Source organism: Pontivivens nitratireducens (genome assembly GCF_011290545.1).
GTDB lineage: Bacteria > Pseudomonadota > Alphaproteobacteria > Rhodobacterales > Rhodobacteraceae > Pontivivens > Pontivivens nitratireducens.
In genome coordinates this window covers 35,999-47,944 of sequence record NZ_CP049817.1, presented here as the reverse complement: position 1 = coordinate 47,944, position 11,946 = coordinate 35,999, and the positions used below count along the sequence as shown (strand labels likewise).

7 protein-coding genes are annotated in these 11,946 nt (G+C 62.9%); all 7 read left to right on the top strand.

Translation table 11 applies throughout. The annotated features are described in order from the left end of the window. Window positions 1-110 precede the first annotated feature (110 nt). Window positions 111-2,798 (top strand): nitrate/nitrite transporter, encoded by a 2,688-nt coding sequence (locus G8E03_RS17145; protein WP_166195565.1) that lies wholly within the window; start codon window positions 111-113, stop codon window positions 2,796-2,798. A 56-nt stretch (window positions 2,799-2,854) separates the two neighbouring features. Beyond that, window positions 2,855-6,595, top strand: coding sequence for a nitrate reductase subunit alpha (locus G8E03_RS17140; protein ID WP_166195562.1), 3,741 nt, complete (start codon window positions 2,855-2,857; stop codon window positions 6,593-6,595). Then, entirely contained in the window at window positions 6,592-8,115 is a 1,524-nt protein-coding gene (narH, locus tag G8E03_RS17135) for a nitrate reductase subunit beta (RefSeq protein ID WP_166195559.1), read from the top strand. Before G8E03_RS17140 ends, narH begins: the two co-directional genes overlap by 4 nt. 1 nt (window position 8,116) lies before the next feature. Next, on the top strand, window positions 8,117-8,818 hold the full coding sequence (gene narJ, locus G8E03_RS17130) for a nitrate reductase molybdenum cofactor assembly chaperone (protein ID WP_166195556.1): 702 nt from the start codon (window positions 8,117-8,119) through the stop codon (window positions 8,816-8,818). A gap of 11 nt (window positions 8,819-8,829) precedes the next feature. Next, window positions 8,830-9,582, top strand: a complete 753-nt coding sequence (narI, locus tag G8E03_RS17125) for a respiratory nitrate reductase subunit gamma (protein ID WP_166195553.1) — start codon at window positions 8,830-8,832, stop codon at window positions 9,580-9,582. Next, entirely contained in the window at window positions 9,579-10,373 is a 795-nt protein-coding gene (locus tag G8E03_RS17120) for a peptidylprolyl isomerase (protein WP_166195550.1), read from the top strand. The genes narI and G8E03_RS17120 overlap by 4 nt, the downstream gene beginning before the upstream one ends. A gap of 167 nt (window positions 10,374-10,540) precedes the next feature. Then, a complete protein-coding gene (hemN, locus tag G8E03_RS17115; RefSeq protein WP_166195548.1) occupies window positions 10,541-11,890 on the top strand; it encodes an oxygen-independent coproporphyrinogen III oxidase in 1,350 nt (449 codons plus the stop codon). The last annotated feature ends 56 nt before the right edge of the window (window positions 11,891-11,946 follow it).

Below are 11,946 nucleotides of genomic sequence, written 5' to 3'. Positions count from 1 at the left end.
CATATTTTCTCGTTTTTGATCCACGTCAAATAAGCGCGCTCCAAAACCCTCCACCTCTTGCACACGCCCGAATTGTGCATGTCGCACGATAATCGTCAGGAGGACGTACCATGGACAGTGCCGGAACGGTCGGCAGAGCCGATCAGAACAGAGCCCTCGGGCTGAGCACCGTCGCCTTTACGGCATGTTTCGCGGTCTGGACGATCTTTTCCATTATCGGTGTCGGGATCAAAGCCGAACTGGGGCTGAACGAGGCGCAGTTTGGCCTGCTGGTCGCAACGCCCATCCTGACCGGCTCCATCACGCGCCTGTTCCTGGGCGTCTGGACCGAGAAATACGGCGGGCGGCTGGTCTTTACCGCACAGATGGCCCTGACCGCGATTGCGACATGGGCGCTGACCTTCGCATCGACCTACCCGATGTATCTGATCGCCGCATTGGGCATCGGTCTGGCCGGGGGGTCGTTCATCATCGGGGTCGCCTACGTCTCGCGCTTCTATGATGCGGGTCATCAGGGCACGGCGCTGGGGATCTTCGGGGCGGGCAATGTCGGGGCGGCTGTTACCAAATTCGTGGCCCCGTTCGTGATGGTGGCCTATGGCTGGCAGGGTGTGGCGCATGTCTGGGCCATCGGCCTCGGCATCATGGCGATCATCTTCTTCGTGTTTGCCAAGGACGACCCGGAACTGGTCGCGCGGCGCAAGTCGGGCGTCAAGCCGCCCAGCTTTGCCACGCAATTCGCGCCGTTGCGCAATTTGCAGGTCTGGCGGTTCTCGCTCTATTACTTCTTTGTGTTCGGGGCCTTCGTGGCGCTGGCGCTCTGGATGCCGCATTACCTGATCGACGTCTATGGCCTCGACATTCGGGCGGCGGGCATGGCGGCGGCGGTATTCTCGCTGTCGGCCTCGTTGTTCCGGGCCTATGGCGGCCACCTGTCAGACAAGTTCGGCGCGCGCAAAGTCATGTACTGGACCTTCGGCTTCAGCCTGGTGCTGCTGTTCATGCTGTCCTATCCGCCGACCAACTACGTGATTCAGGCCAAGGGCGGCCCGATTGCCTTCTCGACGGAAATGGCCCTGTGGCCCTTCGTCATCACGCTCTTTGTCCTGGGGTTCTTCATGAGCCTGGGCAAGGCGGCCGTGTTCAAGCATATCCCGGTCTACTATCCGCAACATGTCGGTGCGGTCGGGGGCCTCGTCGGTATGATCGGTGGTCTGGGCGGGTTCGCGCTTCCCATCGGGTTCGGGGCTTTGCTGGAGCTGACGGGCATCTATACCAGCTGCTTCGCGCTTCTATTCGCGTTGGTGGCGGTCTCGCTGGGCTGGATGCACCTGTCCGTGCGCGCGATGGAGCGGGCGGCCCATGGACCGGCGCTGGACGCGCTTCCCGAACTGCCCGAGATGCAGTCGATCCACCTGCCCGAGCGGACAACCATGCCCCGCACGCTGACAGAGTGGCACCCCGAGGACGAAACATTCTGGAAAGAGAAGGGCCGTGCGGTCGCGCGGCGCAACCTGTGGCTCTCGATCCCTGCCCTGCTGCTGGCGTTTTCGGTCTGGATGGTCTGGTCGGTCGTGGTCGCCAGATTGCCCGCCATCGGGTTCGACTTCACCTCGTCCCAGCTGTTCTGGCTGGCCGCATTGCCCGGACTGTCGGGCGCAACCTTGCGTATCTTCTACAGCTTCATGGTACCGATCTTTGGCGGCAGGCTGTGGACGACCCTTTCGACCGGGTCGCTGCTGCTGCCGGCAATGGGGATCGGCTATGCGGTGCAGAACCCCGAAACGCCCTATCTGATCTTTCTGACGCTGGCGCTGCTATGTGGGCTCGGGGGCGGCAACTTCGCCTCCTCCATGGCAAATATCGCCTACTTCTTTCCAAAGGCGGAAAAGGGCAATGCGCTGGCACTTAACGCGGGTCTGGGAAATCTCGGCGTGTCGGTCATGCAGTTTCTGGTGCCGATCGCGATTACCGCGGGCGTTTTCGGCGCCATGGGCGGCGCGCCGGTCACGCTGGATGACGGCAGCCAGCTGTGGATGCAGAACGCCGGTTTTGTCTGGGTGCCCTTTATCCTTATCGCGACGGTCGCGGTATGGCTGGGCATGAACGACATCGCGGACGCCAAGGCCAGCTTTCGCGATCAGGCCGTCATCTTCGGCCGTTTCCACAACTGGGTGATGTGCGTGCTCTATACCGGCACGTTCGGCAGCTTCATCGGCTATTCGGCAGGCTTTCCCCTGCTGACACGCCTGATGTTCCCCGAGGTCAACGCCCTGCAATATGTGTTCCTCGGCCCGCTTGTCGGTGCGCTCAGCCGCGCGGGCACGGGCTGGATCAGCGACCGGTTCGGCGGCGGGCGGGTCACGTTCTGGACCTTCCTCGGCATGATCGTCGCGGTCTATGGCGTGATCTTCTTCCTGCCATCGGGCGGACAGGGCGGCAGCTTCATGGGCTTCTTTGCCTGCTTCATGGCGCTGTTCTTCCTGACCGGGGTGGGCAATGCCTCCACCTTCCAGATGATCCCGTCGATCATGCGGCAGGAGGTGCCGCGCCTGATGCCGCAACTGGACGCGGCGGCCCTGCAAAAACAGTCGGAGCGTGAGAGCGCGGCGATCATCGCCTTTACCTCGGCCATTGCCGCCTACGGCGCGTTCTTCATCCCGAAACTTTACGGCACCTCGATCAGCATGACCGGGGCCCCGAACGGCGCGCTCTGGTGCTTCCTGATCTTCTACGTGGTCTGCGTGGCGATCACCTGGACCTTCTACAGCCGCAAGAACGCACCGGTCCCCTGCTGACCCATCGACGACGCGGAGGCGCGGTCGCGCATCCCGACAGCGAAAGGAAAATGGATATGAGCCATCTTCTCGACAGACTGAACTTCCTGCAACCCAAGGAGCTGGAACAGTTTTCCGGCGGCCACGGGCAGGTGACCCGCGAAAACCGCGATTGGGAGGACACCTATCGTAACCGCTGGCGCCACGACAAGGTCGTGCGCTCCACCCACGGGGTGAACTGCACGGGCTCATGTTCGTGGAAGATCTACGTCAAATCGGGGATCGTGACATGGGAGACGCAGCAGACCGACTATCCCCGCACGCGCCCCGACCTGCCCAATCATGAACCGCGCGGTTGCGCGCGCGGCGCCAGTTACAGCTGGTATCTCTACTCCGCCAACCGGGTGAAAAACCCGCTGGTGCGCGGGCGCTTGCTGAAGATCTGGCGCAAGATGCGCGAAACGTTGAGCCCGATCGAAGCCTGGACCAAACTGCAAGCCGATCCGATCCTGCGCGCCTCATATGTCGAGACGCGCGGCAAGGGCGGATTCGTGCGCGCCACATGGGACGAGGCGACCGAGATTACCGCCGCCGCCAATGCCTACACCGCCAGGACCTATGGCCCGGACCGGGTGTTCGGCTTCTCACCGATCCCTGCGATGTCGATGGTCAGTTACGCAGCAGGATCGCGGTATCTGAGCCTGATGGGCGGCGTGTGCATGTCGTTCTACGACTGGTATTGCGACCTGCCGCCGGCCTCACCCATGACGTGGGGCGAACAGACGGACGTGCCTGAAAGCGCCGACTGGTACAATGCCGGCTATCTGCTGCTGTGGGGCTCCAATGTCCCGCAGACGCGCACGCCGGATGCGCATTTCTATACCGAGGTGCGCTACAAGGGCACGAAATCCGCCGTCATCTGCCCCGATTATTCCGAAGCCGCCAAATTCGGGGATGTCTGGCTGAACGCGCGGCAGGGAACCGATGCGGCGCTGGCGATGGCCTTCGGTCACGTGATCCTGCGTGAGTTCCATCTGGACCGGCAGACCGAGTATTTCGAGGATTACACGCGCAAATATTCCGACTTTCCGATGCTGGTGAAGCTGGACCGGCAAAACGGCAAACTGGTGCCCGGCCGCTTCCTGCGCGCCGATGATCTGGACGGCAAGCTGGGCGAAAGCAACAATCCCGAATGGAAAACCGTTGCCTATGACGAGCTTTCCCAAGGCTTCGTCGCGCCCAACGGCTCCGTCGGCTATCGCTGGGGTGAGGACGGCGAATGGAACCTTGAGGAAAAGGCCAAGGAAGCTGAAACCCGGCTGAAGATGAGCTTCATCCTGGATGAGGATCACGACGACGCCCCCGGCGTCGATTTCCCCTATTTCGGCGGTGAGGCCTTCGGCCAGTTCAAGACGGATGCCGACCATCCCAAAGTCCTGACGCGCAATGTGCCGGTAAAGCGGATCCAGACCCCCGACGGCGAAATAGCCGTGGCCACGGTGTTCGACCTGTTCTGCGCCAATTACGGCCTCGATCGCGGGCTTGGCGGCGATTGGGTGACGAACGACTACGCCAACGACATGCCCGGCACCCCGGCCTGGGCCGAAAAGATCACGGGCGTGCCCACGGACAAGATCATCCACGTCGCGCGCGAATTTGCCAGCAATGCGGAAAAAACCAATGGCAAGTCGATGATCATCATCGGCGCGGCGATGAACCACTGGTTCCACATGGACATGAACTATCGCGGTGTCATCAACATGCTGGTGATGTGCGGCTGCGTGGGCAAATCCGGCGGCGGCTGGGCGCATTATGTCGGTCAGGAAAAGCTGCGTCCACAAACCGGCTGGCAGCCGCTGGCCTTCGCGCTGGACTGGGGTCGCCCACCCCGGCACATGAACTCGACCTCTGCCTGGTATGCGCATACCGACCAGTGGCGCTATGAGACGCTTGAGGCGGATGAGATCCTGTCGCCCACCGCCCCCGCCGGCGATTGGGATGCCAGCATGATCGACTATAACATCCGGGCCGAGCGGATGGGCTGGCTGCCCTCCGCGCCGCAGCTCAAGACCAACCCGCTGGAGGTGGCCAGGGCAGCAAAGGCCGCGGGCAAGGAGATCCCGGCCTATGTGGCCGAAAACCTGAAATCGGGAGATCTGCAAATGTCGTGCGAGGATCCCGACGATCCCGCAAACTGGCCGCGCAACCTGTTTGTGTGGCGCTCGAACCTGCTGGGATCCTCGGGCAAGGGTCACGAATACTTCCTCAAACACCTGCTGGGCACCGATAACGGCGTGATGGGCAAGGATCTGGGCGAGGAAGGCCGCCAATTGCCCAAGGAGGCCCGGTGGCACAAGGACGCGCCGCGCGGCAAGCTCGACCTGCTGGTGACCATCGACTTTCGGATGAGCACCACCTGCGTCTATTCCGACATCGTTCTGCCAACGGCCAGCTGGTACGAAAAGGACGACATGAACACGTCCGACATGCACCCGTTCATCCACCCGCTTCAGGCGGCGGTGGACCCGGCTTATGAGAGCAAGTCCGACTGGGAAATCTTCAAGGCGATCGCCGCGAAGTTTCAGGAAATCGCGCCCGGCTATCTGGGCAAGGAAACCGACATCGTCGCCCTGCCCATCCTGCACGACACCTCGGCGGAGATCGCGCAGGATCAGGTGAAGGACTGGAAAAAGGGCGAATGCGATCTGATTCCGGGAAAGACGGCACCCGCCTTTGTAGCGGTCGAGCGGGATTATACCGCGATCCACGACCGGTTCACCGCGCTGGGGCCGCTGCTCGACACGCTGGGCAATGGCGGCAAGGGGATCACCTGGAACACCTGCGAGGAGATCGACAACCTGTCCGCGCTCAACGGTGTGCAACTGGACGGCTCGGCCGCCGGCCGCCCCCGGATCGACACGGCGATAGATGCCTGCGAGGTTATCCTGATGCTCGCGCCCGAGACGAACGGCAACGTTGCGGTCAAGGCATGGGAGGCCCTGTCAAAGGCCACGGGCCGCGAACACGCCCATCTGGCCGAGGGCGAGCACGGCAACAAGATCCGTTTCCGCGACATCGCCGCCCAACCGCGCAAGATCATCTCCAGCCCCACTTGGTCAGGCATCGAAAGCGACAAGGTCAGCTATAACGCGGGCTATACCAACGTCCATGAACTGATCCCGTGGCGCACGCTGACCGGCCGCCAGCAACTGTATCAGGATCACCTGTGGATGCGGGCGTTTGGCGAGGGCTTCATGTCCTACCGCCCGCCGGTCGACCTCAAGACAATCACCAGGGACGTGCAGGATGCGGGCGACACGCTGGTGCTCAATTTCATCACGCCGCACCAGAAATGGGGCATCCACTCCACCTATACCGACAACCTGCTGATGCTGACGATGAACAGGGGCGGGCCCGTGGTCTGGATATCGGAGGTGGACGCGCGCTCTGCCGGGATCGTCGATAACGACTGGATCGAGGTCTACAATATCAACGGCGCACTGACCGCGCGGGCGGTGGTGTCGCAGCGGATCAAGGAAGGCTCGACCTTCATGTATCACGCGCAGGAAAAGATCGTGAACACGCCCGGATCCCAGAAGACGGGCCTGCGCGGCGGCATCCACAACTCGGTGACGCGCACGGTTCTCAAACCCACCCACATGATCGGCGGCTACGCCCAGCAATCCTACGGCTTCAACTATTACGGAACCGTGGGGGCGAACCGGGATGAATTCGTGGTCATCCGCAAGATGAAGAAGATCGACTGGCTCGACAACGAAAAGAGCCGGGACGTGCCCAAGCAGGAGGCAGCAGAATGAAAGTCCGCGCACAAATCGGCATGGTGCTCAATCTCGATAAATGCATCGGGTGCCACACATGCTCCGTCACCTGCAAGAACGTGTGGACCAGCCGCGAAGGCGTCGAATACGCATGGTTCAACAACGTGGAATCCAAGCCCGGCCTGGGCTATCCCACCGATTGGGAAAATCAGGCCCGCTGGAATGGCGGTTGGGAGCGTACGAAATCCGGCAAGCTTCAGCCAAAGCAGGGCAGCAAGTGGCGCATCCTCGCCAATATCTTCGCCAACCCCAACATGCCCGAAATCGACGATTACTACGAGCCGTTCGATTTCGACTATGACCACCTGAAATCCGCCCCCGACATGGAGGCGTTCCCCACCGCGCGCCCCCGCTCCAAGATCACCGGCGAGCGGATGCAGAAGATCGAGAAGGGCCCGAACTGGGAGGAAATTCTGGGCGGCGAATTCTCGAAACGATCCGGGGACTACAATTTCGAAGGCATCGAAAAGCAGATCTACGGCGAATACGAAAACACCTTCATGATGTATCTGCCCCGCCTGTGTGAGCATTGCCTCAACCCGACCTGCGTATCGTCCTGCCCCTCGGGCGCGATCTACAAGCGGGAGGAGGACGGCATCGTCCTGATCGATCAGGAAAAATGCCGGGGCTGGCGGATGTGCGTCTCGGGCTGTCCGTACAAGAAAGTCTATTACAACTGGTCCACCGGCAAATCCGAGAAATGCACGCTGTGCTATCCTCGCATCGAAAGCGGCAACCCGACGGTCTGCTCGGAAACCTGCGTGGGCCGCATCCGCTATCTGGGCGTCATGCTCTATGACGCGGACAGGATCGGTGAGGCGGCCAGCGTGGAAAACCCGCAGGACCTCTATGATGCGCAGCTTGGCGTGTTTCTAGACCCCAACGATCCGGCGGTGATCGCGGCGGCGCGCGCCGACGGCATCCCCGAGGATTGGATCAAGGGGGCGCAGGAAAGCCCGATCTGGAAAATGGCGATGGACTGGAAGGTCGCCTTCCCCCTGCATCCCGAATACCGGACATTGCCGATGGTGTGGTATATCCCCCCCCTGTCCCCCATCCAGAACGCGGCGGAGGCCGGCGCGATCGGCATGGATGCGGGAATGCCCGACGTGCGCAATCTGCGCATTCCCGTGCGCTATCTGGCCAACATGCTGACCGCCGGCGACGAGGCACCCGTCATCACCGCGTTGGAGCGGATGCTGGCAATGCGCTCCTACATGCGCTCCAAAACCGTTGAGGGCGTGATTGATGAGGGCATAGCCCAGCGTGTCGGCCTGAGCGGGCGCATGATCGAGGATATGTACAAGATCATGGCGCTTGCCGATTACGAGGACCGCTTCGTGATCCCCACCACGCACCGTGAACAGGTCGAGGATGCCTATGACCTGAAAGGCGGCTGCGGGTTCACCGACACCAACGGATGCTCCACCGGCATCTCGAACGGGTCGCTGTTCGGCGGCTCGAAAAGACCCCTGAAAATGCCGGCGGAGGTGCAATGAAATGGACCGTACATTAAAGGCCCTGTCCCTGATCCTGAGCTATCCCACGCCCGAGTTGCAGCGCGCCATGCCCGAAATCGGCGGCGTTCTGGCCGCCGATCCGCGCCTGACCGCCGCCGCGCGCAGGGCACTGCGCCCGCTGGTCGAGGCGCTGACCACGCGCGACATCTATGAGGTGCAGGAAACCTTTGTCATGCTGTTCGACCGATCCCGCACCCTGTCGCTGAACCTGTTCGAACATGTGCACGGCGAAAGCAGGGATCGCGGCGGGGCGATGGTGTCGCTGGTCGAAACCTACCGCGCGGGCGGGTTTGATCCGGTCACATCCGAACTGCCCGATCACCTGCCGGTGCTGCTGGAATTCCTCGCCACCCGTCCGACCGCCGAGGCGCGTGAGGTGCTGGCCGACGCGGCCCATATCTTCGAGGCCCTGAACGCGCGCCTGAACCGCCGGCAAAGCCCCTATGGCGCCGTCTTCGCCAGCCTCCTGCAACTTGCCGGGGTCAAGGCGGACGCGGCTGCGGTCGCGGAAATGCTTGCCCTGCCCGACGACGATCCCACCGATCTGGAGGCGCTGGACCAGGTCTGGGAGGAAAGCGAAGTGCGCTTCGGCCCCGATCCGAATGCGGGCTGCCCGCAAGTGCGCGACATGCTGGCCAACATGGACGTTCCGATCAACCCCGCCCCGCACGCGGCCGAATAGGGAGAACCCTCATGTTCCTGGATCTCGACTACTTCATCTTTGGCATCATGCCCTATATCGCGCTGACCGTGCTGATTGTCGGCTCGATCGCACGGTACGAGAAAGACCCCTTCACGTGGAAATCCTCCTCCAGCCAGCTGTTGCGACGCAGGCAATTGTGGTGGGGGTCGGTCCTGTTCCATGTGGGCATCATCACGGTGTTCGGCGGGCACCTGATCGGGCTGTTCACCCCGGTCTGGATCCTCGACGCGCTCGGCATTCCGCATCCGTGGAAGCAGTGGGCAGCGGTGATCCTGGGCGGCACGGCGGGGATTGCGGCCCTTGTGGGCGCGTCCCTGCTGATCCACCGCCGGGTGACGGACCCGCGCATCTGGCGGCACACCAGTTTCGCGGATATCGGCATTCTGGTGTTGATCTGGCTGCAATTGTTCATCGGGCTGGGCACGATCGTGCTGACCTTGCAGCACATGGACGGGGTGGAAATGGTCCGCTTCATGACCTGGTCGCAAAGCGTGATCCTGCTGAACCTGAACGCCTGGGCGACGGTTGTGGATGTCCACTGGCTCTACAAGGCGCACATCTTTCTGGGCCTGCTGATTGCCATGCTGTTCCCGTTCACACGGCTTGTGCACATGATCTCGGGCTTTGCGGCGCCGTTCCGGTTCCTGCTGCGACCCGGCTATCAGATCGTGCGCTCGCGCAGGCAGCAGCCCCTGCCCGGACGCGCGGATCCCAAGGCAATTTCGGCGGAGCACAGATCATGAATGCGCCCCTTTTTCCTGACCTGATCGTGAATGGTCAGACCGTCCCCCATGCCCGCATCGCGGCGGAGACGCAGAACCAGCAGGCACCAAAAGGCAAACCCGGTATCGCATGGCGCAAGGCGGCCAATGCCGTTGCGATCCGAACCCTGCTCTTGCAGGAGGCCATGGCCCGGAATATCGCGCCAGACCCTCAACAGGTCGGCCCCGGTCGCTTTGAGACGGATGAGGAGGCCCGAATTCGCGGCCTTCTCGAACAGTCGGTCCGCGTGACGCCCCCCACAGTCGAGCAGGTCGCGGCAGAGTGGCGCAAGGATCCCTCCCGGTTCAGGGCGCCGCCCCTGTGGGAGGCATCCCATATCCTGATCGCCTGCGACCCCCGCGACCCCGCGGCGCGGGAGAATGCACTGGCCCGCATCACAGCCATCGCCACCATGCTGACCAGCGACCCCAAGGGGTTTGCCGCACTGGCCGCCGGGCACAGCGAATGCGGCTCCAAGGATTCGGGCGGCGCGCTCGGGCAGCTCGGACCGGGCGACACCGTACCGGAATTCGAGGCGGCGCTGCGCACCCTGTCCGAGGGCGAGACCTCACCGCCCGTTCTGACGCGGCACGGCTATCACATCATCCGGCTGGACGCGCTGGCACCGGGTCAGGTTCTACCCTTCGAGGCCGTGCAGCAAAACATCGCGGAGGCGATGGAAAAGGCCGCTTGGGCGCGGCAGGCCCGCAGCCTAGTCGATCAACTGGTCAGTGCCGCGAAAATCGAGGGGGCCGACCTCAGCATGGTCTGACCCCACCAAGGCCCGACCGGGCCGCAACCGCCCCTGGCCCGACCGGGCCGCAACCGCCCCTGTGATTTGGATCAAGGACAGCGCGCAGATTTCGCCGGATCATGCGCGCAACACAACTCTGCGCGGTCACGATCTGCGGACATGCCGCGCGACAGATTGGAACAGCCATGACCGACGCCCTGAAATCCTATATGAGCCGCAATGTGCCGCGCTACACGAGCTATCCCACAGCCCCGCATTTCTCCAATGCGGTTGGGCCGCAGGACTATGCGCGCTGGCTTTCGGCGCTCGATCCGAATGCGCCTGTTTCGCTCTATCTGCACGTGCCGTTCTGTCGTGAGCTTTGCTGGTATTGCGGCTGCAACATGAAACTGGCCAAACGCGACGCGCCCGTGGCCGCTTATGCCCAAACGCTGATCCGCGAAATTGATCTGTTGTCACGCCATCTGCCCGGCCGCATGGAAATCTCGCATCTGCACTGGGGCGGCGGCACGCCGACCGCGCTGGTGCCGGATGATCTGGAACGTGCGATGGATGCGGTCCGGGGCACCTTTCGCGTCACCTCGGATGCGGAACTGGCAATCGAGAGCGACCCGCGCACGCTGACCCCCCCGATGATCGAACGGATCGGCAAGCTGGGCTTTACCCGCGCCAGTTTCGGCGTGCAGGAATTCGATCCGAAGGTGCAAAAGGCCATCAACCGGGTCCAGCCGCCCGAGATGGTGCGCGCCTCGGTTGACGGTCTGCGCGCCGCAGGCGTGACAGGCATCAACTTCGATCTGATCTATGGGCTGCCGCACCAGACGGTGGAAACACTTCTCGACACGATCCGCCTTTGTGTGCAGATGCGGCCTGACCGCATCGCGCTGTTCGGCTATGCGCATGTGCCGTGGATGGCCCGGAAACAACGGCTGATCGACGAGGCCGCCCTGCCCGGCGTGGATGCCCGCCTGATGCAATCGCAGGCCGCCGCCGCCGCCCTGATTCAGGCGGGCTATGTGGCAATCGGGCTGGACCATTTCGCACTGCCCTCGGATTCGATGGCCAAATCCGCCCGCGACGGCACGCTGCGCCGCAACTTCCAAGGGTATACGACCGATCAGGCGGAAACGATGCTTGGCGTCGGCGCGACCTCCATCGGACGCTCCCCTTCGGGATATGTGCAGAACCTGTCGGAAACCGGCGCATGGGCCCGCGCGGTCGAGGGCGGCGAACTGCCCATCGGCAAGGGCCTGGCCCTCACCCAGGACGACAAGCTGCGCGGCCACGTCATCGAGAGGTTGATGTGCTGCGGTGAGGTCGATCTGAATGCCGCAGCCCAGCACGGCCGGGCGGCACCGAAATGGTACAGCGAACTCGAACCGGAATTGCGCGCCCTGGAAGGCGACGGCCTGATAACGCGGCGCGGCGGCCATCTGTCGCTGACAGACAAAGGCACGCCACTGGTGCGCGTGGTCGCCTCAGTCTTCGACGCCTACCTGCTCGCAACCACCGCACGCCACGCCGTCGCCGTCTGATCAGTGGGCTTGTCCGCAGGCAGGCCTGATCACCTGATAGCGCACTCGCCCCCGCC